This window comes from Mesorhizobium sp. B2-6-1 (assembly GCF_006440475.1).
GTDB lineage: Bacteria > Pseudomonadota > Alphaproteobacteria > Rhizobiales > Rhizobiaceae > Mesorhizobium.
This window is the reverse complement of record NZ_VFUH01000001.1, coordinates 673,099-695,191: the sequence shown is the minus strand read 5'-3', so window position 1 is coordinate 695,191 and position 22,093 is coordinate 673,099. Positions and strand designations below refer to the sequence as shown.

Genomic DNA, 22,093 nt, shown 5'->3' with positions numbered 1-22,093 from the left:
CTACTCCGCCGCCCGGTCCGCCGGATACGGCGTCCTGATCAGGATCGCCATGCCTATGGCCAGGAACAGGATGATAACCGCCATGCCGAGCCGCGCCGAATCGCTCACCGCCGTGATGGTCGCCACCAGGAACGGCGCCAGGAAACTGGTCGCGCGCCCGGCCAGCGCATAGATGCCGAAATAGCGGCCGGATTCCGACGCCGTGACGCTGCGCGCCATATAGGACCGCGATGACGCCTGCACCGGCCCGAAGGCGAGCCCGATCAGCAACCCATAGAGGATGTAGGCCTTTTCCGCGGCGGTGCCGAACAGGCCCCCGGAATCGGTGGTCGAGAGCTGGATAAGCCCGAGCAGCGTGAAGCCGGGGCCGGTCGAGACGACGCCGATGGTGGCGACCGAAAGCATGACCAGCGCGATCATCACCACCGCCTTGGAGCCGAGCGCGGTGTCGAGCCGCGCGGCGATCCAGCAGCCGAAGATGGCGACGACGTTGAGGATGATGCCGAACATGCCGATCTCGGTGATCGACCACTGGAACATGCCGGCCGCGAAGGTGCCGCCGAGCGCCAGCAGCGCATTGACGCCGTCCTGATAGATCATGCGGGCGACGAGGAAGCGGAAGATGCCGCCGCGCCTGCGCACCTCGACCAAGGTCGACTTCAGCTCCGACAGGCCTTCGCGCACCGCAGGCTTGATCGGGATGCCTTTGATGGCATCGGGAGTGAAGAGGAACATCGGCAGGATGAACAGGAAATACCAGCCGGCCGACAGCGGCCCGGTGGCGCGGGCATCCTCGCCGAGCTTCGGGTCCAGCCCGAACAGCGGGTCGAGGCCGATGATGGTCTTGCCGGTCTCCTGCGATCCGGCCAGGAACAGCACGACGAAGATCAGCGCGATCATACCGCCGAGATAGCCAAGCCCCCAGGCCATGTTGGAGATGCGGCCGATCTCGCTCTTCGGCACCAGGCGCGGCATCATGGAATCGTTGAAGACGGTGGAGAATTCAGCCGCCACCGAGGCCAGCGAGAACAATGCCACGATGAGGAACAGGTTCGAGCCGGGCGCGGCGAGCCACAGCAGCGCCAGGCTGGCGATCTTGATCGCCGCGAAGAAGGCGATCCACGGCTTGCGCGGCCCGGTCTGGTCGGCGATCGAACCGAGGATCGGCGACAGCACGGCGATGACCAGTCCGGCCGCGGCGATGCCGTAGCCCCAGACGGCCTGGCCGGTGGTCGGATCGCTGGCCATGCGCGAAACGAAATAGGGGCCGAAGATGAAGGTGGTGACGACCGTGAAGAAGGGCTGCGCCGCCCAGTCGAACAACATCCACCCCCAGATGCCCCGCCCGGACGCCCGTTGCACTGCTACTTCGGCCATGTCCCCTCCGGTCGCCTTCGTTTCGTTGGGCGGTTCACCCCATGTCTGCATGTTTTCCGCTGGTCATGCAAACGAACACGAGTCGCGCGGCCGTTCTTTGGCTTACCCGCGTTCATTCCGACGAGAGCAAGGGCGCCGACCCTAGCTCCCCCTTGTGGGAGGTCGGACCGAAGGTCCGGGTGGGCGTCCGGCGCCGCCCCTCCCCGCTGCTTCGCAGGGCCCCCCGCCTGGGAAGGGTACGTCAGGCGATGGCTCACATCCCCGTCAGATCGCTCATCAGGCCCGATGCCACCGACAGCCGCGACACGGTGATGTCGCCGCCCTCGGTCAGCGCCTGCAGCCGTTCGCGGGTGCGGCCGATCCTCTCCCCGCCGGCCTCCAGCCACGCCGCCACCGGGTCGGCTGCCCCGGCGTGGTTCACGAGTGCCGCCACCGCGATGCCGCGCCGCGCGGTCCCGATCGTGTCGGTGGCGCGCGACAGGGCGAGCTGGTCGTAATAGTCCGCCGGTGTGATGGAGCGGGCCGCCTCCTCGACGCGCGGAATACGGAAGGCGTCGCTGACCGCGAAGAAGGCCTTCGCCGCGGCGACGATGTCGGCGCCTGCCGTTCGCGCCGTCAGCGCGATGTCGGGGATCAGCTCCGCCACATCGGCCAGCGCCAGTTGCGCTGCCAGCCTGTCCGGCGCCCCGGCCTTGAACAGTCCATGCCGCTTCTCGTCGATCCGTTCGCGCGAATAATCGGGGAGCAGCGAAACGAGTTTCGGCTCCAGCGCCTTGCGCGCCTCCTGCAATTCGGCGATGCGCTGGGCAAGCGGCGCCGTGCCGGCGTCGTTCTTCAAGTACCAGCCGCTGGTCACGTAGATCAGCCGGCTGACCGCCTGGTAGAGATCGAGCTGCATCTGGCCGTCGATCTGATTGTCGAGCGCGTCGATCTCGCGGTAAAGCGCCGGCAAGGCAAAGCCGTCGCGCACCACGGCGAAGGTGCGCACCACGTCGGCGGCGGTGCGCCCCGTTGCTTCCCGCAACCGGTTGACGAAGGAGGGACCGCCGCGGTTGACCAGCTCATTGGCGACGACCCGGGCGATGATCTCGCGGCGCAGGCGATGGCCGTGTATCTCGGCGGCATATTTCTTCGCCATCCGGTCGGGGAAATAGCCCATCAGGTCGCGGTCGAAATGCGGCTCGTCAGGCACGTCGCTTGCGACGATGTCGGAAAACAGCACGATCTTGGCATAGGCGAGCAGCACGCCGAGCTCGGCCCTGGTCAGCGGCTCGCCGCGCGTCTCGCGCTCGGCAAGGGCCGCCGGCGAGGGCAGCGTCTCGACCGTGCGGTCGAGCAGGCCGCGTGCTTCCAGCGCCGACATGAAGCGGGCCTGGTGGGCGATGTCGGCGAGGCCGCGCTTGCGGGCGATGGAGAGCGCCAGCGTCTGCTGGTAGTTGTTGGACAGGACCAGCTCGCCGACCTCGCCGGTCATCTCGGCGAGAAGCTTGTCGCGCGCAGGCCGGGTCAACGACCCTTTGCGCATGGCGGACGCCAGCGCGATCTTGATATTGACCTCGACGTCGGAACAGTTGACCCCGCCCGAATTGTCGATGGCGTCGGAATTGCAACGCCCGCCATTCATGCCGAATTCGATGCGCGCGCGCTGCGTCACCCCGAGATTGGCGCCCTCGCCGATCACCTTGGCGCGCACGTCGAGCGCGGTGATGCGGACGGCGTCGTTGGCGCGATCACCGACCTCGGCGTTGGTCTCGGTCGAGGCCCGCAAATACGTGCCGATGCCGCCGAACCACAAGAGGTCGACGGGCGCCTTGAGGATGGCGCTCATGATCTCGACCGGCGTGGCGGTCGTCTTGTTGAGGCCGATCGCAGCAGCAGCAGCGGCCGGCAAGGTGATCGATTTCTGGCCGCGCGAGACGATGACGCCGCCCTCGGAGAGCTTGCTCTTGTCGTAGTCCTGCCAGCTCGAACGGGGAAGAGCGAACATGCGCTGGCGCTCGGCCATCGATGCCGCCATGTCGGGATCGGGATCGATGAAGATGTCGCGGTGGTCGAAGGCTGCGATCAGCCTTGTCTTCGGTGACAACAGCATGCCGTTGCCGAACACGTCGCCCGACATGTCGCCCACCCCGACGACGGAGAAGGGCGTGGTCTGGATGTCGCGGTTCATCTCGCGGAAATGCCGCTTGACCGCCTCCCACGCGCCCTTGGCGGTGATGCCCATCTTCTTGTGGTCATAGCCGGCCGAACCGCCGCTGGCGAAGGCATCGTCAAGCCAGAAGCCATGGCTTTCGCTGATGGCGTTGGCGGTGTCGGAGAAAGTTGCCGTGCCCTTGTCGGCGGCAACGACGAAATAGGGGTCGTCCTGGTCGCGCCTGACAACGCCGGCCGGCGGGATGACGCCGTCGAGGCCGATATTGTCGGTGATCGACAAAAGGCTGGAAACGAAGTTCTTGTAGGCCGAGGTACCGGCTTCGAAGATGGCGTCGCGGCCGGCGCTCATCGGCAGTTTCTTCGGATAGAATCCGCCCTTGGCGCCGACCGGCACGATGACCGCGTTCTTAACCTGCTGTGCCTTGACCAGGCCGAGCACCTCGGTGCGGTAATCCTGGGCGCGGTCCGACCAGCGCAGGCCGCCGCGCGCCACCGGACCGAAGCGCAGATGCACGCCCTCGACCTCAGAGCCGTAGACGAAGATTTCCCGCCACGGTCGCGGCTCGGGCAATCCGTCGACCGAACGCGAATCGAGTTTGATCGCCAGCGACTGGCCCTTGGCTTTCGTATCGGCAACGAAATGATTGGTGCGCAGCGAGGCTTCGATGAGATTGAGGTAGCGGCGGATGATGGCGTCGTCGTCGATGTTTGGAACGTCTTCCAGCGCGTCCCTGACCTTGGCCTTGAGATGCTTTGCCGCCACCACGCCTTCCGTCTCGGCCGTCGGGCCGAGCCGGGCGATGAACAGCGCGTGCAGGCCGCGTGCGATCTCGGGATAGCGGTTGAGGGCCGCGGCGATGAAATCCTGGCTCTGCGGAATTCCGGCCTGCTGCAAATACCGCCCATAGGCGCGCAGGATGGTGATTTCGCCCGACCACAGGCCGGCGGTCTGGGCAAGGCCGTTGTACCCGTCATTGTCGACGTCGCCGCGCCACACCGACAGGAACGCGTCCTCGAACAGCGCGCCGCCATTGCTGAGGTCGATCGGCTTTCCGTAGCTGTTCTCCAGCTCCATGTCGTGGATGAAGACGGTGCCGGGCTGATCACTATTGATCATGCCGGGCTGATCCCTATTGCCGGCCTTGTCGTCGCCGACCTCGAAGGTGCGCTCGCTGATGACGCGGAAGCCGATATTTTCCAGCACCGGAACGCGCCGCGACAGCGCCACGGGGCTGCCATGGTGATAGATTTTCAGCGCCGCCTGGTGCGGCTTCTGCTCGGCATGGCGATAGTAATCGATGGCGATCGGATTGCTGGCGCTGATCTTGGCGATACGCCCGGCATCGACCAGCGCCACACCGGCGCTGAAGGAGTCCCGGTAGCTTTCCGGAAATCGTGCCGCGATCCTCTTCAGCGCCGGGTCGCTGCCGCTGGTTTCCGCCGCCTCGGAAAGGGCGTCCTCCCAGGTGCGCACGATGTCGCGGATCGCCGCCTCGATCGTTGCCTGTTCGACCTTCGGCGTCTTGCCGCCGGAGCGGCCGATGATGAAATGCACGCGCGCCAGCCCGCCTTCCGGGAAGGCCGGGTAGTAGGCCGACAGTCGGCCTTCGAACACCGTCTTGAGGTAGGTGCCGACCTTCTCGCGCACGACGCTGTCGTAACGGTCGCGCGGCACGAAGACGAGGATGGAGACGAAGCGGTCGAACTGGTCGGCGCGCACCAGTGCCCGCACGCGCGGCCTCTCGACGAGGCCCAGAATGGCCGCGGCATGCTTCCTCAGGATCGGCACCGGTACCTGGAACAGCTCGTCGCGCGGATAGCTCTCCAGCACGTTGATCAGCGCCTTGCCGGAGTGGTCGTGCCGGTCGAAACCGGATTTGGCGATGACGGTTTCGGCCTTCGACCTGAGATAGGGGATCTTCATCACCGAGCGCGTGTAGGCGGTCGACGTAAACAGGCCGACAATGCGCAGTTCGCCCGCCAGAGCGCCCTTGGCGGTGTAGGTCTTGATGCCGATATAATCGAGATAGATGCGCCGGTGCACGGAAGACTTGGCATTGGCCTTGGTGACGATCAGCGGCTCCGGCCCATGCAGGAAGGCTCGAATCTCCGGCGTTGTCGTCACCGCTTCGGTGCCGCGCCGCAGCACCAGCACGTCCAGGTCGGACAATATGCCCAGGCCAGGCTTGTCGGCACGCTCCAGCGTGCCGCTTTCCTCGCCGCCGACATATGTGAATTCGCGCATGCCGAGGAAAGTGAAATTGTCGTCGCGCAGCCACTCCAGGAAGGCGATCGCCTCGGCCACGCTCTTCTTGTCCAGGGGTACCGCCGAATAGCGGAATTCCGAGATCGCCTGGTCGAGGCGGGCCAGCATCGGCTTCCAGTCGCTGACGGCTGAATGGACCTGGCCGAGTATCTTGCGCAGCCGCTCGGCCAAGCCGTTCGCCTGCTCCGGGGTCAGCCGGGGAATATGGACGTGAATGACGCTCAGCCGGTCGTGGCTGCCGTCGTCCCTGGCGAAATTGCCGTCGCCGAGAATTTCCTCGACGCCGTCCTTGCCATGGCGGACGGTGATGACGGGATGGGTGACCAGGGTCGGCTCGCCGGCACTCTCGGTGATCTCGCCGAGTATGGAATCGAACAGGAAAGGCATATTGTCGTTGACGACGGTGACGATCGTGACGGGTCGGCCCTCGCGAACGACGCCGGAATCAGTGTCGACGGCGACGGCGCACGCGCCCTTCTTGTGACCGGCGACCGCGCGGCCGGCGAGATCCGCGGCGCGTTCGAGGTCGGCCACCTCATAGGCGGCAATGTCTTCCGCCGGCGCGCGGGCGAGCAGGTAGTCGGCAAGCCTGGCCGGCCTTTCCTGCGTCTTCGGCATCGCCGTGGCTTTCTTCTTCGACCTGCTCGCCGATTTCACGCTGGCCATGATGCTTCTTTCCTCCCGTCGTATGCTTTTGCGGACTATGTAGCAGATGACCGCTATTTGGCGACAAAGGTTTGACGGCGTGCCAAGAATTATCGCAATTCGGCGGCAGCCGGCGACAAACGAGGAGGAATGCCCATGACCGACAAGATCACCGCGCTCGATCTCGCCGCCGCTGAACTGAGCGATGCGACCAGGACCTATTTCGCCAAATGCGAGGAGAAGCTCGGCCTGGTCCCCAACGTGTTGCGCGCCTATGCCTTCGACGACAAGAAGCTGCGTGCCTTCACCGACATGTACAATGATCTGATGCTGGGTGATTCAGGCCTGTCGAAGCTGGAGCGCGAGATGATCGCGGTCGCTGTCTCCTCCATCAACCATTGCTACTACTGCTTGACGGCGCATGGCGCCGCCGTGCGGCAGCTGTCGGGCGACCCTTCGCTCGGCGAGATGATGGTAATGAATTTCCGCGCCGCCGATCTTTCATCGAAGCAGGTCGCGATGCTGGAATTCGCGGTCAAGCTGACAGAGGAGCCGGCCAAGATCGTCGAAGCCGACCGCGCGGCCCTGCGTATGGCCGGCTTCACCGATCGCGACATTTGGGACATCGCCTCCACGGCCGCCTTCTTCAACATGTCGAACCGGGTGGCGGCGGCAATCGATATGCGCCCGAACCCCGAGTACCACGCCATGGCAAGGTGACGATCAGGGCCTGACTCGGCAGTATATTAGCTATCGCTCATTCTCATTGCTTGTTTGCCGGTTTGGTCCGATGATCGCCGGGCGGCATGACCGCATGCCGGTTCGATGCCGCCGACAAGGGAGGAGAACATGGCGAAATTTCTCTATGTCTATCACGGCTCCGGCAAGATGCCGACCGAGGAGGCCGAACGCAAAGCCGCGATGGATGCCTGGAACGGCTGGTACGGCAAGCTCGGCTCGGCCGTGATCGATGGCGGCAATCCGGTCGGCATGTCGAAGACGGTGCTGCCCGACGGCAAGGTCGAGAACAATGGCGGCAGCAACCCGACCGCCGGCTACACGATCGTGGAAGCCAGGGACATCGACGATGCCGTCGCCAAGGCCAGGGATTGCCCGATCCTGATGAACCCGGCCTTCAGCGTCGAGATCGCGCCGATCGTCGAAATGATGTGACGGTCACGAGCGCGCCGCGATCGCCGCGGCTGCACCGGCCATGGTGGTGGCGCTGACGCGGTTGGCGATTCTCATGGCGCGCTTGCTCTTCAGGAGCTTGCGCGCCTGGGCGGCGGCAAGCACCCAGGCAAGGTCGATGATAACAAGCACCACCGCCATGGTCGCCGTCAGCTCGAGCCAGCCAACCACCGTCACCGAAGCAAGGTCGATGATGGTCGGCAGCAAGGCCAGGTAGAACATCATGATCTTGGGGTTGCCGAGCGTCACGGCCATGCCGGCGAAGAACAGTTTGCCGGGCGAGTCCTCGCGCGGCATCTCGCCTTCTTTCGCTTCGACAGGCGCGGTCCACATCTTCCAGGCGAGGTAAGCGAGATAGGCGACGCCGACCCATTTGACGATGACGAAAGCGAAATGGAAAGTCTGCGCCACCACCGCCAGCCCGAACACCGCCAGGGACAGCCAGATGCCCTCGCCGATCCACATGGCGAGCAGGAACGGGAACACGTCGCGAAATCCCTTGGCGATGACGCGGGCGACGAGTGCCGCGATCGAAGGACCCGGCGAACCGGCGGCCACGAAGAGCGCGGCGGCGAAGATCAGGAGCGAGGTGAGGTGCATGGCGAGGATCTCGGCTTGAAAACCTTCAATGCCAGACATTAGCAATGCCAGACATTAGCGCAAGCGATCGAGCTTCGGTAGCATCAACATGCTTGCCGGCCCGGCATCTCGCGGCTAGATAGATCGCCGCGAAACAATTTCGAGCTTCACTTTGCCTACGTAACCGCCGGTCTCGTCAACTCCCCCGACACAATGCATGGCGCCGCCACAACGGTGCCTTTTTCCATTTCATGTGTTCCTCTGGGCGGCGGTTCGAGACCGGTTTGGCACTGCTGAACCGCTGTCGCATGCGCCGCGACGCCTGATCCCAAGAACCGCAGCCTACCGCCACGCCGCGCCCGCCTGGGCATCTCGACATTGCCGACCTGATGAACTTCCCGACGGGAAGGGCATATCGGCATGTCTTCTATTCTGCGCATCCGCTGGACGGTCGCGCCTCAAACCGCACCACGTCCCCTGATCACCTGCAATCGCTGCGGCGGCGTCAAAGCCTATCGCAGCAGCGGAAAGTTCCGCGTCAACGCCAACGGGAAGCGCATTGACGCCTGGCTGATCTATCGTTGTATCAACTGCGACAATTCCTGGAATTTCGGCATTTTTGAGCGCCGCAACCGCCGCGACATCGAGCCGGCGCTGCTGCGGGCGCTGGAGAGCAACGATGCAGCACTTGCCCGGCGCCATGCATTCGATGTGACCGCACTGCGCGGCCAGGTGTGGCGTGTCGAGGAGTTTCCCGACGTCGACGTGCACAAGACGGCGCTTGGCGGGACAAGCGAAGCTGCAAGCGTGCTGGAGCTCCGGCTCGGGCTCGAAATCCCGATATCGCTGCGGCTCGATCGTTTGCTCGCCAACGAACTCGGCATCTCACGGTCGCGACTTCAAGCCCTGGAGGAGAAAGGCCTGTTGGTTGTCGATTGCGACGGGGCCAAGGCTTTGCGCAAGCCGGCACGCGACGGGACGACGGTCCGCGTCGATCTGGCCGGCGAACCCGACCGGCAGGCCATCATATCTGCCGCCAGGGGATGAACGGCAGAGGGCGAAGCACCTGGTGCTCCGCCCCTCCCGGATACGATCAGAAAGCAGAAATTACGCGGCGCCGACGGCCTTGGACGATTTCTCGAAGCGCTTGCGCTCGTTGGGATCCAGATAAAGCTTGCGCAGGCGGATGGTCTTCGGTGTCACCTCGACCAGCTCGTCGTCCTGGATCCAGGCCAGCGCGCGCTCCAACGTCATGCGGATCGGCGGTGTCAGCTTGACCGCCTCGTCCTTGCCGGCGGCGCGGATGTTGGTCAGCTTCTTGCCCTTCAGCACGTTCACTTCCAGGTCGTTGTCGCGGGAGTGGATGCCGATGATCATGCCCTGATAGACCTTGACGCCCGGATCGATGACCATCGGGCCACGATCCTCCAGGTTCCACATGGCGTAGGCGACGGACTCGCCCTGCTCGTTGGAGATCAGCACGCCGTTGGTGCGGCCGGGCAGTTCGCCCTTATAGGGCTCATAGGCATGGAACAGCCGGTTCATCACGGCGGTGCCGCGCGTGTCGGTCAAGAGTTCCGACTGGTAGCCGATCAGGCCGCGCGTCGGCGCGTGGAAGACGAGGCGCTGGCGGTTGCCGCCGGAGGGGCGCAATTCGACCATCTCGGCCTTGCGCTCGGACATTTTTTGCACGACGACACCGGCATGCTCCTCGTCGACGTCGATGACGACTTCCTCGACCGGCTCCAGCAATTCGCCGTTCTCGCCCTTCTGCATGACGACGCGCGGCCGCGACACGGCGATTTCAAAGCCCTCGCGGCGCATGGTCTCGATCAGCACGGCAAGCTGCAATTCGCCGCGGCCCGACACGAAGAAGGAATCCTTGTCGGGCGATTCCTCGATCTTGAGCGCGACATTGCCCTCGGCTTCGCGCAGCAGGCGGTCGCGGATGACGCGGCTGGTCACCTTGTCGCCTTCCGTGCCGGCCAGCGGTGAATCGTTGACGAGAAAAGACATGGTCACGGTCGGCGGATCGATCGGCTGTGCGTGCAGCGGCTCGCTCACGCTCAGGTCGCAGAACGTGTCGGCGACGGTGCCTTTGGACAGGCCGGCAATGGCGACGATGTCGCCCGCCTGCGCTTCTTCGATCGGCTGGCGCTCGAGGCCGCGGAAGGCCAGTATCTTGGAGATGCGACCGGTTTCGATCTGGGTACCGTCATGATGCAGCACCTTGACCGCCTGGTTGGCCTTCAGCGTTCCGCTCTCGATGCGGCCGGTGATGATACGGCCGAGGAACGGATTGGCTTCCAGGATGGTGCCGATCATGCGGAACGGACCCGGATGCACGGTCGGCGCGGGCACATGTTTGAGGACGAGGTCGAACAGCGGCGACAGGCCTTGGTCTTTGGGACCTTCCGGATTTTCCGAGACCCAGCCGTCGCGCCCCGAACCATAAAGGATCGGGAAGTCGAGCTGCTCGTCGGTGGCGTCGAGCGCGGCAAACAGGTCGAACACCTCGTTGACCACCTCGACATGGCGGGCGTCCGGCCGGTCGATCTTGTTGATGACGACGATGGGCTTCAAGCCGACCTTGAGCGCCTTGCCGACGACGAACTTGGTCTGCGGCATCGGGCCTTCGGCGGCGTCGACCAGCACGATCGCCGAATCCACCATCGACAGGATGCGCTCGACCTCACCGCCGAAATCGGCGTGGCCGGGGGTGTCGACGATGTTGACGCGGGTGCCCTTCCAGTCGACCGAGGTCGCCTTGGCCAGGATGGTGATGCCGCGTTCCTTTTCGAGGTCGTTGGAATCCATGGCGCGTTCGGCGACGCGCTGATTGTCGCGGAAGGCGCCGGATTGTTTCAGAAGCTGGTCGACAAGGGTGGTCTTTCCATGGTCGACGTGCGCGATGATCGCGATATTGCGGAGGTTCATGATCTGGTCTCGGGAGCGTTGCAGGCAGCAGGCCAAAAGGCGCCGCCTCTTTCGTGTTGCGCGGCTCATACAGGGTTTTTCGCATTTGCGAAAGAGGAAGCGCGACACCAAATAATCATCAAATCTTAAGCATCGCCATGTGAAATGGTTTTGTTAACCAAGGCGGGAACCTTTTGCGGGCCCGGGCAGTTCGAACACCATGACCAACGCAGTCGTCAAATTTCGGCCGATTCTCGCAACTGCGGCTCTCGCCGTGCTGCTGGCTGCCGGCGCCGCTCAATCCGCGGCGACGCTCAAGGAAGCGCGGCCCGCTCTGCCGAGCGATATCCCGAGCGCCGAACAGGTCTTTGCGGATGCGCCCGATGGGGTCGATCCGGTGGTGACGGGGCCGGTCAGCGCGGCCTTCAAGCAAAGGCAGCAAAGCGCCAACTGCGATAGCGCGGTTTGGCCCAACGTTCCGATAGTCTGCTATCCCGACTGATCGGCTGCGCGCCGTTGGCGAAGCTGCCGATCTCCCCCTTATTGAAAGATCGCCCCTCGTTCGAAGGCGCACTATGCCGCTTGCGGCTCCGGGTCGAACGCCGGCCGGCTGGTGTTGATCAGGAGCGAGATACAGGCGGCGGCAATCGCGGTCATGCCGGCGATCAGGAAGGCCAGTTCGTAATTGCCCTGCAGTTCGCGCATGGTGCCGCCGAAGAAAGCGGCGGTTGCCGCGCCCACCTGATGGCCGGCGACGATCCAGCCGAACACGATCGGGCCGCTGCGGTCGCCGAAGGCTTCATTGGCGAGCCGCAGCGTCGGCGGCACGGTGGCGATCCAGTCGAGACCGTAAAGCACGGCGAAGATGATCAGACTGGTCGCCGAAAAGCCGGAATAGGGCAGATAGATCAGCGAAAGGCCGCGGATCGCATAATAGACGCCGAGCAGCTTGCGCGGATCGAAACGGTCGGTGAGCCAGCCCGACAGCGTGGTGCCGATCAGGTCGAAAATGCCCATCATCGACAACAGGCCAGCCGCCTGCACCTCGTTGATGCCCATATCGCCGCAAAATGCGATGAGATGCGTGCCGACCAGCCCGTTGGTGGTGAAACCGCAGACGAAGAAGGTGGCGAACAGGTACCAGAAGACGCGCGTGCCGGCGGCGCGACGCAGCGTGGTCAGCGTGTGGGTCAGGAAATTGCCTTGTGCCGCCGGCGGTACCGGCGGCACGTCGTCGGCTTCCGCGCCATAGCGCACCATGCCGATCGATGCCGGGCGTTCCGGCACCAGCAGCAGCACCAGCGGCACCAGACAGGCCGTTGCGACGGAGATGGCGGTGACGACCGGCTTCCAGCCGCCTGACTGCGCCAGCGAGGCCAGCAGCGGCAGGAAGACCAGCAGACCGGTGGCGCTGGAGGCCGACATCAAGCCCATGACGAGACCGCGGTTGGTCTTGAACCAGCGGTTGACGATGGTGGCGCCGAGCACGGTGGCGACCGCGCCGGAGCCGACGCCGGAAAACACGCCCCAGGTGATCAGCAGATGCCATGGCTTGGTCATCAGCAGGCTGAGCGCGGTGGAGGCCGACATCACCACAAGCGCGGCAAGCAGCGTGCGCCGCAGCCCGATCCGCTCCATCAGCGCAGCGGCAAACGGTCCGGTCAGGCCGTAGAGGAAGATGCCGACCGCGGCAGCCAGCGACACCACGTCGCGCCGCCAGCCAAAACTTTCCTCCAGCGGCAGCATCATGACGGCTGGCGCGGAGCGCAGGCCGGCCGCGATCAGCAGGCAGAGAAAGATGACGGCGACCACGACGAAAGCGTAGCGCTGGCCAAATGGACGGGATTGAGCTAGCATGTTACTGACCGGTACGTTGCAGGATGGAAACATGTATACGTACCGATCGGTAACAGTGTCAACCGAGACCGCGAATGCCACCAGACAATAAAATTGAACCGTCCATCAGCAGCGCTCACGCGTCGGCTCCGCCAAAGGCGGCGGAAAAGATACTCGGCGTGGCGCGCGATCTGTTTTACCGGCAAGGCATCAGGGCAATTGGCGTCGATGAGATCGTCAGGCGCGCAGGGGTCACCAAGCCCAGCCTCTATCGCAGCTTTCCCTCCAAGGACGAATTGGCCGCCTCTTATCTGCGCCGATACGACCTCGAATTCTGGGAACGCTTCGACGAGGCGGTGAACGCCCATCCCGGCGATCCGCGCGCGCAAATTCGAGCCTTCCTGACCCGCGTCGGCAAGCGCACGCAGAAGCCTGACTATCGCGGCTGCGGCATGACCAATGCGGCCGTAGAATATCCCGAGCGCGGCCATCCGGCGCGCGTGGTGAGTGAGGACAACAAGCAGGAACTGCGCCGCCGCCTGCGCGCCATGGCCGCCGCGATGGATGCCGCCGACGCCGACACGCTGGGCGATGGTCTGCTGCTTCTGATCGAAGGCGCCTATATCAGCGGCCAGTTGTTCGGCGCCGGCGGCCCGGCGGCGTCGGTAGCCATAAACGCCGATCTGCTGATCGAGGCGAGCTTGAAGAAATAGTGGTTGGCGATAGGCTGCTGCGACCTTCAACGGAGATGTCCGCGATGCGCAGCCTGGTTCTTCCGCTCGTTCTCGCCAGCGTCTGCCAGGCAGCGCATGCCGGCGAGATATCGAGCGCCTACACCGATCTCGACTGGAAGAACGACTGCGTCACCTATGCGCAGGCCGGGGACGGCGATGGCGACTGGGCCGACCTCGCCTGTTCGGGCTATCGTGGATACCCGGTGCTGATCGCCTATGACGATGCGCGCGAATCGCTGTTTTATGGTTTCCCGCCCGGCGGCGACATGACATCGGTCTGGGAAAGTTTCTCCGGCTTCAATTCCTCAGGCGCCAGGATCGAGTGGCGCATCGAGACCGACGGCGACAAGGCGGTGCCGTTCGCGGTCATTCACCGCCGCTCGATCAGCAATCCGGAAGACGAGAAGAAACCCACCGACGTGCTGCTCGTCTCCAAGGTCGCGCAAATAGATGCGCGCGACGGCTGCACGGTCGCACTGGTGCTGGCTACAGGAAATCCTGCCGCCAACGATCAGGCGCGCAAGCTTGCCGACGAGAAAGCACGGTCCTTCGCCTGCGGCAAGGACCGGCGCACCGTCATCGGCGAGGTGCCGGCTTTCGGGCGCGTCGACAATTGAAGGACAAGCGTTCGCTGCTCGCCGACGCGTCAAATGCTTCTGTTTTCACGCGCCCTCGTCATCACCGTTGAGGAACAGCAATGTCTCGGAGCGCGCGGATCTGCTTGTTGTGGGCTTAGCCGTAGATCTGCTTGTGGACCTGATAAAGCATTTCCGAGCGGTCGGCGCGCATGTCGGCCAGATCGCGGCTGGAGAAGCTGTCGATTTCAGCGACGAGGCGGTTGTAGTTCTTGCGCTTGGCGATGCTGCTGCGGGCGCGGGTCAAGAGGCTGTCGAGGATCATAGCGAGTTTCCTTCTGGGCCGCATTTTGGCGGCCGGTTTCTTCCTCCCTTGATCGATACGGAGCATGACATAGGAATGGTGCATCGCAAAAAGAAGATGTTGCAATGCACCATTGCGCTGTGTGCATAGCCGGTTAATGGCGCCTGAACGCCACCCCCGGCGCCGGCGCATTGCCCTTCCCATGATGGGAATGCCTGTTCCTGTCGTTTTGTCTTACAAATTGCGGAAATGTCATCGCCGCCGACCTTGCCATATCGATCTCCTGCTGGCTTGATCGCCGCCGGATTGCCAACGTTACCGGGAGGAAAGAATGGCCGCCGCCGACTATGAAATTCTCGATCCGCGTTTTGCGCGGCTGTTCAACGGCAATGCGCAAGTGGACAAGCTCTTCACCGGCTGCCGATGGGCGGAAGGGCCGGCCTGGTTCGCCGCCGGCCGCTATGTCGTCTGGTCCGACATCCCGAACAACCGCATGATGCGTTACGACGAGACCGACGGCAGCGTCAGCGTGTTTCGGCAGCCATGCGGCAATTCCAACGGCAACACCGTCGACCGGCAAGGCCGGCTGGTGACCTGCGAGCATTCGGGGCGCCGCGTCAGCCGCACCGAGTTCGACGGTTCGGTCACCACCATTGCCGCCAAATGGAAGGGCAAGCGGCTGAATTCGCCCAATGACGTGGTGGTCAAGTCGGACGGCTCGATCTGGTTCACCGATCCAACCTACGGCATCGACACCGATTACGAGGGCGACAGGGCCGAGAGCGAGATCGGCGCCTGCCATGTCTACCGGGTCGATCCCGGTACCGGCGATGTCGAGGCTGTCATCACCGACATGGTCAGGCCGAACGGGCTGGCTTTCTCGCTCGACGAGAGCAAGCTCTATGTCGTCGACACCGGCCGCACGCATGGCGCGCAGAACCCGGCGCATATGCGGGTATTCAATGTCGGCGAGGGCGGCAAGAAGATCTCGGGTGAAAAAGTCTTCGCCGACTGCACCGCAGGCCTGTTCGACGGCTTCAGGCTCGACGATGCCGGGCGCATCTGGACCAGCGCCGCCGATGGCATCCATTGCTACGATCCGGACGGAACGCTGATCGGCAAGGTCAAGGTGCCCGAGGTGACGGCCAATTGCGTGTTCGGCGGCGCCAAGCTGAACTGTCTCTACATCGCCGGCACCACTTCGCTCTACATGGTCCGGCTGATGGTGAACGGCGCCAAGACCTACTGAGCTGAATTAAAGGGGAGGACGTCATGCCATTCGTCAACATCCGCATCGTCAAGGAAGTGATCGCCGCCGATCCGGCCGGCAAGAAAGCCGACATCGCCAAAAAAGTCACGGCGGCGATCATGGACGCCACCGGGCTCGGCAATGACGATGTCTGGGTGGTCTTCGAGGAGGTCAACGCCCGCGACTGGTATGTCGGCAAGACCGATGTCGAGACGCTGAGAAAAGGGTAGGCGCTAACGCGCGCGAATGAAATCCGCGAAGGCGGACAACGCATCGCGCATTGCCAACGCGTTCGCCTGCTCCCCCAGGACGGCCTCCACCTCAGCTGGCTTCTTGCCGAGCAGCCCGATCTCCAGCCCGCCGTCATGAAGCGCGAAGGACATGGTGCGCATGATCTCCGCCAATGCGGCGCGGGCATAGAGCGAGCGCGGCGAGGCGTGCACCAGCATGGCCGGCTTGTGGACGGCGGCATCGCGCGAGACCAGCCAGTCGAGCGCATTCTTCAGGCCGCCCGGCACGCCATGCGCATATTCCGGGCATGAGATGATGACGCCGTCGGCGGCGGTGACGGCATCGATCAGCCTGGACGCTTCGGACGGCGTCCGCTCACCCTCGTCGTCGGGGTTGAAGATCGGCAGCAGGCCGAGTCCTTCATGGATGGCGACGCGGCAGCCCTCTGGCGCGTTCCACGCCAGTGCCGCGACCAGGCCCGAATTGGTGGAGGCCGCCCGCAGGCTGCCGGAAATGGCAAGGAGGTTCAGCAAGGCGACGCTCGGACGAATCTTCCGCGCAGGCTACCACATCGTCTGCTTGTATTCGTCGTCCAGCCAGCGGTCGGTCGCCTCGGCCGAATCGGCGAGCGCCAGCTGGTCGCGCAGGATCTGGCCGAGCGTCGGCAGCGTGGCGCGATCGTGCCAGCTCTCCGGCTTCCAAAGCTCGGAGCGCATGAAGGCCTTGGCGCAATGCATGTAGGCGGCCTTGACGGCGACCACGACGACGCTCTGCGGCTCCTTGCCGTCGACGGCCAGCCGTTCGCGCAAACCCGCGTCGACGGTGATGCGGGCGTCGCCGTTGACGCGCAGCGTCTCGTTCATGCCGGGAATGAGGAACAGCAGCCCGACCGACGGATTGAGCAGGATGTTCTCCAGCGTATCCAGCCGGTTGTTGCCGGGCCGGTCGGGGATGGCGATGGTCCTGTCGTCAAGCACGGCGGCGAATCCTGGCTTGTCGCCTTTGGGCGTCACATCGGCATTGCCTTCGCCGTCGGAGGAGCCGATCAGCACGAAGGGGCTCTTGCCGATGAAGGAGCGGCAATGGCCGTCCAGCGCCTTCGATTCTTTGCGGATCGAACCATCCGTCGGACGCGGCGTCTTGTAGATCGTCCGCAGCTCTTCGCGCGTGGTGACGAATTCCATGGCACTCCCCCCAATTTGCAGGCCTTACTTGCCGGCCTTCTCTTCGCCGCCGGTCTTGTCGTCCAGCGAATGGCGCAGGATCAGCGGCATCTGGCTGAAGGTGAACAGAAGCGTGATCGGCATGATGCCCCAGACCTTGAAGGTAACCCAGGCATCGGTCGAAAAATTCCGCCACACCACCTCGTTGACGAGGGCCAGGAACAGGAAGAACAGGCCCCAGCGAAAGGTGAGTTTTCTCCAGCCCTCGGCATCGAGCCTGAAGGCGGAATTGAAGACGTAGCCGAGCAGAGATCTGCCGAAGAACAGCCCACCGAGCAACACGCCGCCGAACAGCGTGTTGACGATGGTCGGCTTCATCTTGATGAAGATGTCGTCCTGCAGGTAGAGCGTCAACGCGCCGAAGATGAAGACGACGACGCCCGACACCATCGGCATGATCGGCAGGGTGCGGGTGAGCAGCCAGGACGCGACCAGCGCGATCGCGGTGGCGGCCATGAACAGGCCGGTGGCGACGAAGATCGGGCCGCCGAATTCCGCCAGCGCCGGGAATTTCTGCGTCAGCCATTCGCCTCGCGCATTGGCGAAAAAGAACACCAGCAGCGGCCCTAGCTCGAGAACGAGCTTGAGCAGCGGGTTGACGCCTTCCTTCTTCTCTTTCTGCGGGTCGGACGGATCGCGTTCGAGAATGGGTGGGTTCATATCTTCCTTCTTACGCACGATCCGGTTGAAGCAACTTCCGGGATCATGCCGTTAGGCAACGCCAGCGATCGCCCTGGCGAATTCGCTTGCCGAGAACGGTTCGAGGTCGTCGACCTGTTCGCCGACGCCGATGAAATAGACCGGCAATCTGTGTTTTGCCGCGATCGCCACCAGAATACCGCCACGCGCCGTCCCGTCCAGCTTGGTCATCACCAGGCCGTTGACGCCGGCGATGTTGCGGAAGATCTCCACCTGGTTGAGCGCGTTCTGGCCGGTGGTGGCGTCGACCGTCTGCAGCACGGTGTGCGGCGCTTCCGGATCGAGCTTGCCCAGCACGCGCACGATCTTCTCGAGTTCCGCCATCAGCTCGGCCTTGTTCTGCAGGCGGCCGGCGGTATCGATGATCAGCACGTCGGAGCCTGCTTCCTTCGCCTTCTCGAAAGCATCGTAGGCGAGGCCGGCGGCATCGGCGCCGAGCTTGGAGGCGATGACCGGCGATTTCGTCCGCTCGCCCCAGATCTTGAGCTGCTCGATAGCGGCGGCGCGGAACGTGTCGCCGGCGGCGAGCATCACCGACAGGCCGCCATCGGTCAGTTTGGCCGCCAACTTGCCGATGGTCGTGGTCTTGCCGGTACCGTTGACGCCGACCACCAGGATGACATGCGGCTTGTGGCTGAGATCGAGTTCCAGCGGCAGGGCGACGGGGGTCAGCACCTTCTCGACCTCCTGCGCCATCACGGTGCGGACCTCGGCGTCGGAGACATCCTTGCCGTAGCGGCTGGCGGCCAGCGAATCGGTGACGCGCAAGGCGGTCTCCAGCCCGAGATCGGCGCGGATCAGCACGTCTTCCAGGTCCTGCAGCGTGTCGTCGTCGAGCTTGCGCTTGGTGAAGACGCCGGCAATGTTGCCCGACAATTCGCGCGAGGAGCGGGCAAGCCCGTCCCGCATGCGCTGGAACCAGGAGCGCCGCGGCGCCGGCGCCGGCGCCTTCTGCGGCTCGGCCTTCTGCTCCACCTTTCTGGCGACCGTTACCTTTCCGGGGGCGGGCGCAGGCTTCGGCGGGACGGGAACTGCCTCAGGTTCCGGCGCGATTTCGGCGCGTACAGGCCGCGGCTCGATGGGCGCAGGCTGGCGAATTGGCGGCGAGATTTCGGCGGCGGTTTCGGCACTGGGTGCCAGGTTCTCGATAGGCTGGCGCTGCCCCTCACCCTTACCCTCTCTCCGTGAAGGACGGGGAGAGGGAGGCGTTGGCGTTGCAGCTTCTTCCTTCTCCCCGTCACTATACGGGGAGAGGGTGCCGGCAGGCGGATGAGGGGCGGCGCCGGCCTGTGAAGGCTGCGCGGAAGACGGTGTCGCAGGAATCTCGATTGGCGCCGGCGTCTCGACCGGAACTTCGGCGGGCGTCGGTACTTCGGCGGGTGCCGGTTCCGGCAGCTGCTCCGGGCGCGACGGGACAATTTCCGGCTCGGCGGGCGCTGGTTGCGGTACCTCCTGCGGCCGCGGTTCGGGCGCAGGCTCCGGAATGGCCGGGGGTGTCGGAATTTTCTCAGGGGCCGGCGGCTCCGGGCGCTCTGGCGCCGGTGCCGGTTCCTCCTCCGGCAGCGGCTCCGGCAGCGGTTCCGGCTCGGGCGGAATGGTCGGCTCCGGCACCGGCGGAATGGCCGGGGCAGGCTTGGGTGTCGGCTCCTCGGGCGGCGCGGGCTCGACGGGAGGCTGAGCCTGGGTCTCCTCCCGCTTCAGGAATTCCGGAACGGCCTGCTCGGCCGCCGGTTTCAGCGTGTCGAGCTGATCCCATTTGATCGGCGGCAGCGGGGCGGTCTCGTCGACGCGCTCCTCGACGACCTCCTTCTTGCCGAACGAAAATATCTTCTTGAAGAACCCGGCCATCTCTTGCGTTTCTCAGGCGGCACGGGCGGCAAGCGGAGCCGCGATCAGCCGGGCGCCGTCATGACCGGTGACTGTTGCTTCGACGATCTCGCCCGGCGCGCCGGTGGCGAGCGCGGCGAGCGTAAACCCTTCGGTGCGGCCGAGCCCGTCGCGCTCGATCAGGATCGACTGGCGCGTTCCGGAGAGCGACGACAGATGGCGGCGATATGCCGTCTCGCCGGCGGCGCGCAGGCGGGCTGCCCTCTGCTTGATCACTTCGCGGCGGACCTGCGGCATGCGCGCGGCGGGCGTGCCTTCGCGCGGCGAAAACGGAAAGACGTGCAGGTGGGTCAGCCCGCATTCCTCGACGATCTTTGCCGAATTTTCGAACATCGCCTCCGTCTCGGTCGGGAAGCCGGCGATGATGTCGGCGCCGAAGACGACGTCAGGGCGCAGCTTGCGCACGTCTTCGCAGAAGCGGATCGACTGATCGCGCAGATGCCGACGCTTCATGCGCTTCAAAATCATGTCATCGCCGGATTGCAGCGACAGATGCAGATGCGGCATCAGCCGCGGCTCGGTGGCGATGGCGTCGAGCAAATCGTCGTCGGCCTCGATGGAATCGATGGAGGAGAGGCGCAGGCGCTTCACGTCCGGCACCTGGCGCAGGATGGTCTTCACCAGCCTGCCGAGTTTCGGCGCACCCGGCAGGTCGGCGCCGAAACTGGTCATGTCGACGCCGGTCAGCACGATCTCGGCATAGCCGTTGCCGGTGAGCCGCTTGACCTGTTCGACCACGGCGCCCATCGGCACCGAGCGTGAATTGCCGCGGCCATAGGGGATGATGCAGAAGGTGCAGCGGTGGTCGCAGCCATTCTGCACCTGCACGAAGGCGCGTGCCCTGCCCTCGATGGCATCGACCATATGGCCGGCGGTCTCGCGTACGGAGAAGATGTCGTTGACGCGCGCCTTCTCGCTGTCGTTGACGCCGAAATCCGGCAGCGCGCGATAGGAATTGGCCTTCAGCTTCTCCTCATTGCCAAGGACGAGATCGACCTCGTCCATGGCCGCGAAATTCTGCGGCTCGGTCTGCGCCGCGCAGCCGGTGACGATGATGCGAGCTTCGGGGTTGTCGCGGCGCGCCTTGCGGATCGCCTGTTTGGCCTGGCGGACCGCTTCGCCGGTGACGGCGCAGGTGTTGAAGATGACGGCGCCGCCAGCCAGCCCACCGAGGCCCGCAGTTTCGGCCTCGCGCCGCATCACCTCGGATTCATAAGTGTTCAGCCGGCAGCCGAAGGTCACCAGTTCGATGCGATTGGGGCCCTTCCCCACATCGCCATCCTTGAAAGGAGCGGGCATCAGGCCGCGCTTTCGGTGTCGCGCGCCCAGGCGCCGCTCGAGGGATCGAAGCTGCCGGAAAACTCCCATTCGGCCGCACCGGTCAGGATGACATGGTCGTTTTCAAGCCATTCGACGTGCAGCGAGCCGCCGCCGGGGGTCAGTAGATTGACGCTGCGCCCGGTGCGCCGGGTGCGGGCCGCAGCCACGACGGCGGCGCAGGATGCCGTGCCGCAAGCCTTGGTCAGGCCGGCGCCGCGTTCCCAGGTGCGGATGATCATGCTGTCGGGCGAGGTCACCTGCGCGATGGTGATGTTGGCGCGCTCGGGGAAGATCGGATGGTTTTCGAGCAGCGGTCCGAAGCGGTCGAGTTCGTAGGACCAGACGTCGCGGTCGACCCAGAAGATGGCATGCGGATTGCCCATGGAGACGACCGAGGGCGAATGCAGCACCGGGGCGTCGATCGGGCCGACCTGCAATTCGATCATGCGGGTATCGCGAAACTCCTCAGCGAGCGGAATGTCCCGCCAGCCGAAGCGCGGCGTGCCCATGTCGACCGAGATCGAGCCGTCGGCATGTTCCTGCGCGTTGAGGATTCCGGCGACGGTCTCGAAGGTGAATGTCTTTTGTCCGGTCTCGGCCGCCAGCGCCTGGACGACGCAGCGCATGCCGTTGCCGCAGGCCTGCGCGCCCGAGCCGTCCGAATTCAATATGTCGATGAAATAGGCCGTACCCGGCGTCCGCGCCTCATGGATCGCCATGATCTGGTCGAACCGCGTCGAGGCATCGGCGTTGAGCGCGATCGCAGCTGTCGGCGTCACCCGGTCGGCACGGCCGCGCATGTCGGCAACGATGATCTCGTTGCCGATGCCGTTCATCTTGGCGAAAGGGGCGGTGCCTGCCATTTCTTCCGGTCATTCCGTACTGTTTGCCGCTATATGGCGGAAAA

20 protein-coding genes are annotated in these 22,093 nt (G+C 64.5%); 8 read left to right on the top strand and 12 right to left on the bottom strand.

Annotated elements, in window-relative coordinates; all coding sequences use genetic code 11:
- Both FJ443_RS03620 and FJ443_RS03615 read right to left on the bottom strand, forming a co-directional pair.
- Nucleotides 1–1,377, bottom strand: coding sequence for an MFS transporter (locus tag FJ443_RS03620; protein WP_140518061.1), 1,377 nt, complete (start codon nt 1,375–1,377; stop codon nt 1–3).
- 253 nt (nt 1,378–1,630) lie between these two features.
- The gene (locus tag FJ443_RS03615; protein ID WP_140662783.1) at nt 1,631–6,463 is read right to left on the bottom strand and encodes an NAD-glutamate dehydrogenase; all 4,833 of its coding nucleotides are present in this window, start codon (nt 6,461–6,463) and stop codon (nt 1,631–1,633) included.
- Nucleotides 6,464–6,598: 135 nt separating this feature from the next.
- Between FJ443_RS03615 and FJ443_RS03610 the strand changes: the two genes are divergently transcribed.
- Nucleotides 6,599–7,162, top strand: a complete 564-nt coding sequence (locus FJ443_RS03610; protein ID WP_140518063.1) for a peroxidase-related enzyme — start codon at nt 6,599–6,601, stop codon at nt 7,160–7,162.
- A gap of 129 nt (nt 7,163–7,291) precedes the next feature.
- Entirely contained in the window at nt 7,292–7,615 is a 324-nt protein-coding gene (locus FJ443_RS03605) for a YciI family protein (protein WP_140662781.1), read from the top strand.
- Between the two features lie 3 nt (nt 7,616–7,618).
- On the opposite strand, the gene FJ443_RS03600 is transcribed toward FJ443_RS03605, so the two are convergent.
- Nucleotides 7,619–8,233 (bottom strand): LysE family translocator, encoded by a 615-nt coding sequence (locus FJ443_RS03600; protein ID WP_140518106.1) that lies wholly within the window; start codon nt 8,231–8,233, stop codon nt 7,619–7,621.
- Nucleotides 8,234–8,632: 399 nt separating this feature from the next.
- Here FJ443_RS03600 and FJ443_RS03595 point away from each other — a divergent pair, with 399 nt between their 5' ends.
- Nucleotides 8,633–9,259, top strand: coding sequence for a DUF1062 domain-containing protein (locus tag FJ443_RS03595; RefSeq protein ID WP_140518065.1), 627 nt, complete (start codon nt 8,633–8,635; stop codon nt 9,257–9,259).
- A 60-nt stretch (nt 9,260–9,319) separates the two neighbouring features.
- Here the strand turns inward: FJ443_RS03595 and typA are convergent, their stop codons facing one another.
- Complete coding sequence (gene typA / locus FJ443_RS03590; protein WP_140492867.1) at nt 9,320–11,149, bottom strand: translational GTPase TypA; 1,830 nt, start codon at nt 11,147–11,149, stop codon at nt 9,320–9,322.
- Nucleotides 11,150–11,402: 253 nt separating this feature from the next.
- Between typA and FJ443_RS03585 the strand changes: the two genes are divergently transcribed.
- Nucleotides 11,403–11,630, top strand: coding sequence for a hypothetical protein (locus tag FJ443_RS03585; RefSeq protein WP_224518939.1), 228 nt, complete (start codon nt 11,403–11,405; stop codon nt 11,628–11,630).
- 71 nt (nt 11,631–11,701) lie between these two features.
- Here FJ443_RS03585 and FJ443_RS03580 read toward each other — a convergent pair whose 3' ends face one another.
- A complete protein-coding gene (locus tag FJ443_RS03580; protein WP_140880322.1) occupies nt 11,702–12,985 on the bottom strand; it encodes an MFS transporter in 1,284 nt (427 codons plus the stop codon).
- A 74-nt stretch (nt 12,986–13,059) separates the two neighbouring features.
- On the opposite strand from FJ443_RS03580, the gene FJ443_RS03575 reads away from it, so the two are divergent.
- A complete protein-coding gene (locus FJ443_RS03575) occupies nt 13,060–13,677 on the top strand; it encodes a TetR/AcrR family transcriptional regulator (protein WP_140662779.1) in 618 nt (205 codons plus the stop codon).
- A gap of 44 nt (nt 13,678–13,721) precedes the next feature.
- Complete coding sequence (locus tag FJ443_RS03570; RefSeq protein ID WP_140662777.1) at nt 13,722–14,315, top strand: hypothetical protein; 594 nt, start codon at nt 13,722–13,724, stop codon at nt 14,313–14,315.
- A 115-nt stretch (nt 14,316–14,430) separates the two neighbouring features.
- Here the strand turns inward: FJ443_RS03570 and FJ443_RS03565 are convergent, their stop codons facing one another.
- A complete protein-coding gene (locus FJ443_RS03565; RefSeq protein ID WP_140492852.1) occupies nt 14,431–14,598 on the bottom strand; it encodes a hypothetical protein in 168 nt (55 codons plus the stop codon).
- Nucleotides 14,599–14,908: 310 nt separating this feature from the next.
- Between FJ443_RS03565 and FJ443_RS03560 the strand changes: the two genes are divergently transcribed.
- Complete coding sequence (locus FJ443_RS03560) at nt 14,909–15,826, top strand: SMP-30/gluconolactonase/LRE family protein (protein ID WP_140662775.1); 918 nt, start codon at nt 14,909–14,911, stop codon at nt 15,824–15,826.
- A gap of 23 nt (nt 15,827–15,849) precedes the next feature.
- On the top strand, nt 15,850–16,056 hold the full coding sequence (locus FJ443_RS03555; RefSeq protein WP_013892236.1) for a 4-oxalocrotonate tautomerase family protein: 207 nt from the start codon (nt 15,850–15,852) through the stop codon (nt 16,054–16,056).
- A 3-nt stretch (nt 16,057–16,059) separates the two neighbouring features.
- Here FJ443_RS03555 and FJ443_RS03550 read toward each other — a convergent pair whose 3' ends face one another.
- From FJ443_RS03550 to dapF, 6 genes are read right to left on the bottom strand one after another with little or no spacing between them, the layout of a single operon-like run.
- Complete coding sequence (locus FJ443_RS03550; RefSeq protein WP_140662773.1) at nt 16,060–16,590, bottom strand: NADPH-dependent FMN reductase; 531 nt, start codon at nt 16,588–16,590, stop codon at nt 16,060–16,062.
- Between the two features lie 30 nt (nt 16,591–16,620).
- Nucleotides 16,621–17,241 (bottom strand): pyridoxamine 5'-phosphate oxidase family protein, encoded by a 621-nt coding sequence (locus tag FJ443_RS03545; protein ID WP_140662771.1) that lies wholly within the window; start codon nt 17,239–17,241, stop codon nt 16,621–16,623.
- A gap of 24 nt (nt 17,242–17,265) precedes the next feature.
- Nucleotides 17,266–17,940, bottom strand: a complete 675-nt coding sequence (locus FJ443_RS03540) for a septation protein A (protein ID WP_140559284.1) — start codon at nt 17,938–17,940, stop codon at nt 17,266–17,268.
- 51 nt (nt 17,941–17,991) lie between these two features.
- Nucleotides 17,992–19,827: a signal recognition particle-docking protein FtsY gene (gene ftsY / locus FJ443_RS03535; RefSeq protein ID WP_140580161.1), complete on the bottom strand. Its 1,836-nt coding sequence runs from the start codon at nt 19,825–19,827 to the stop codon at nt 17,992–17,994.
- A gap of 12 nt (nt 19,828–19,839) precedes the next feature.
- Complete coding sequence (gene mtaB, locus FJ443_RS03530; RefSeq protein ID WP_140524972.1) at nt 19,840–21,165, bottom strand: tRNA (N(6)-L-threonylcarbamoyladenosine(37)-C(2))-methylthiotransferase MtaB; 1,326 nt, start codon at nt 21,163–21,165, stop codon at nt 19,840–19,842.
- The gene (dapF, locus tag FJ443_RS03525) at nt 21,165–22,049 is read right to left on the bottom strand and encodes a diaminopimelate epimerase (RefSeq protein WP_140518073.1); all 885 of its coding nucleotides are present in this window, start codon (nt 22,047–22,049) and stop codon (nt 21,165–21,167) included. The genes mtaB and dapF overlap by 1 nt, the downstream gene beginning before the upstream one ends.
- Nucleotides 22,050–22,093: the final 44 nt, after the last annotated feature.

Bases quoted from the DNA above. Each gene is read 5' to 3' on its own strand.
- FJ443_RS03620 (WP_140518061.1), bottom strand. From the start codon at position 1,377: ATGGCCGAAGTAGCAGTGCAACGGGCGTCCGGGCGGGGCATCTGGGGG.
- FJ443_RS03615 (WP_140662783.1), bottom strand. From the start codon at position 6,463: ATGGCCAGCGTGAAATCGGCGAGCAGGTCGAAGAAGAAAGCCACGGCG.
- FJ443_RS03610 (WP_140518063.1), top strand. From the start codon at position 6,599: ATGACCGACAAGATCACCGCGCTCGATCTCGCCGCCGCTGAACTGAGC.
- FJ443_RS03605 (WP_140662781.1), top strand. From the start codon at position 7,292: ATGGCGAAATTTCTCTATGTCTATCACGGCTCCGGCAAGATGCCGACC.
- FJ443_RS03600 (WP_140518106.1), bottom strand. From the start codon at position 8,233: ATGCACCTCACCTCGCTCCTGATCTTCGCCGCCGCGCTCTTCGTGGCC.
- FJ443_RS03595 (WP_140518065.1), top strand. From the start codon at position 8,633: ATGTCTTCTATTCTGCGCATCCGCTGGACGGTCGCGCCTCAAACCGCA.
- typA (WP_140492867.1), bottom strand. From the start codon at position 11,149: ATGAACCTCCGCAATATCGCGATCATCGCGCACGTCGACCATGGAAAG.
- FJ443_RS03580 (WP_140880322.1), bottom strand. From the start codon at position 12,985: ATGCTAGCTCAATCCCGTCCATTTGGCCAGCGCTACGCTTTCGTCGTG.
- FJ443_RS03575 (WP_140662779.1), top strand. From the start codon at position 13,060: ATGCCACCAGACAATAAAATTGAACCGTCCATCAGCAGCGCTCACGCG.
- FJ443_RS03570 (WP_140662777.1), top strand. From the start codon at position 13,722: ATGCGCAGCCTGGTTCTTCCGCTCGTTCTCGCCAGCGTCTGCCAGGCA.
- FJ443_RS03565 (WP_140492852.1), bottom strand. From the start codon at position 14,598: ATGATCCTCGACAGCCTCTTGACCCGCGCCCGCAGCAGCATCGCCAAG.
- FJ443_RS03560 (WP_140662775.1), top strand. From the start codon at position 14,909: ATGGCCGCCGCCGACTATGAAATTCTCGATCCGCGTTTTGCGCGGCTG.
- FJ443_RS03555 (WP_013892236.1), top strand. From the start codon at position 15,850: ATGCCATTCGTCAACATCCGCATCGTCAAGGAAGTGATCGCCGCCGAT.
- FJ443_RS03545 (WP_140662771.1), bottom strand. From the start codon at position 17,241: ATGGAATTCGTCACCACGCGCGAAGAGCTGCGGACGATCTACAAGACG.
- FJ443_RS03540 (WP_140559284.1), bottom strand. From the start codon at position 17,940: ATGAACCCACCCATTCTCGAACGCGATCCGTCCGACCCGCAGAAAGAG.
- ftsY (WP_140580161.1), bottom strand. From the start codon at position 19,827: ATGGCCGGGTTCTTCAAGAAGATATTTTCGTTCGGCAAGAAGGAGGTC.
- mtaB (WP_140524972.1), bottom strand. From the start codon at position 21,165: ATGCCCGCTCCTTTCAAGGATGGCGATGTGGGGAAGGGCCCCAATCGC.
- dapF (WP_140518073.1), bottom strand. From the start codon at position 22,049: ATGGCAGGCACCGCCCCTTTCGCCAAGATGAACGGCATCGGCAACGAG.